The organism is Ruegeria sp. AP12, from assembly GCF_056540025.1.
In genome coordinates this window covers 1-806 of the sequence record NZ_JBQFVZ010000171.1, presented here as the reverse complement: position 1 = coordinate 806, position 806 = coordinate 1, and the positions used below count along the sequence as shown (strand labels likewise).

Annotated in this window: 1 protein-coding gene and 1 pseudogene; both read left to right on the top strand. The window is 62.7% G+C overall.

Going from position 1 to position 806, the window contains the following annotated elements:
• Positions 1-424 (top strand): annotated as a pseudogene (locus ACR0E6_RS22050) (acetyl-CoA C-acetyltransferase); the annotation flags it as partial.
• A gap of 74 nt (positions 425-498) precedes the next feature.
• A partial coding sequence (locus ACR0E6_RS22045; protein ID WP_480587367.1) for a GAF domain-containing protein occupies positions 499-806 on the top strand: 308 nt, incomplete at its 3' end.

The following is an 806-nucleotide window of genomic DNA, read 5'->3' as shown; positions in this document are numbered from 1 at the left end:
GGCGGCCGCTCTCGTTCTGGCCTCTGTAGACACCGCTGAGGCGAAAGGACTAACCGTCCGCGCGCGCGTTTTGGGCCACGCCAGCCATGCGCAGGCCCCGGGCCTGTTCACAACCGCTCCGGTTCCTGCGGCGCAAAAGCTGCTTGAGCGTCTGGGCTGGACCAAAGATGATGTGGACCTGTGGGAGGTGAACGAGGCCTTCGCCGTGGTTCCGATGGCTTTCATGCACGAATTGGGCCTGCCGCGCGACAAGGTCAACGTCAATGGCGGAGCCTGCGCCCTGGGTCACCCAATCGGCGCATCTGGTGCCCGGATCATGGTCACCCTTCTGAACGCTCTGGAAAAACGCGATCTGAAACGCGGGATCGCTGCGATCTGTATCGGAGGCGGAGAGGGCACGGCGATCGCCATCGAACGCATTTGACCCTCTGAGCTTTTGCAAATACTCCGGGGACTGGGGGCGTCGCCCCCCAAGACCCGGATCGGAGCAATGCCAATATGACCGTCGACTATGACACCCTTGCCAAAACCATCGCCTCGCTGACCGAAGGCGAAACCGATCAGATCTCCTTGATGGCGACCATCGCGTGTGAGGTGCATTACGCCGATGATCGCTTTGACTGGACAGGGTTCTACCGCGTCACCGAACCGGGCCTGCTGAAGATCGGCCCGTACCAGGGTGGCCACGGCTGTCTGGTCATCCCGTTCGAGCGCGGCGTGTGCGGCGCAGCCGCGCGCACGGGTGAGGTGCAGCTGGTTCCGGATGTGGATGCCTTTCCGGGTCATATCGCCTGCGCATCTTCTAC